Annotated in this window: 1 pseudogene; it reads left to right on the top strand. The window is 73.7% G+C overall.

From position 1 onward, the window contains the following. Positions 1-315 (top strand): annotated as a pseudogene (locus PUR56_RS06245) (modular polyketide synthase); the annotation flags it as partial.

Here is a 315-nt window from a genome sequence, read left to right as displayed (position 1 = left end):
CTCGTCGGGCGGGGGTGTCGGCGTTCGGCGTCAGGGGCACCCACGCGCACGTGATCGTGGAGGAGCCACCGACGGTCGAGGCCGCCGCCGTGGCAGCAGTGGAACTGCCCCTGGCTCCGGTGCTGGTGTCCGGTACGGACGAGGCGTCCCTGCGTGCTCAGGCTCACCAGCTGATCGACAGCGCCGAGGTGGGCGCTGCTCACCCGGTGGCACCCGCCGCGGCGTCGATCCGCCGTGCCGCGCTCGCTCACCGGGCGGTGGTGCTCGCCGGTGACACCGACGAGCTGATGACCGGGCTGGATGCGGTGGTGTCCG

The organism is Streptomyces sp. BE303 (assembly GCF_036290945.1).
GTDB lineage: Bacteria > Actinomycetota > Actinomycetes > Streptomycetales > Streptomycetaceae > Kitasatospora.
The sequence above is the reverse complement of the archived record's forward strand: the minus strand, read 5'-3'. Positions and strand labels throughout refer to the sequence as shown.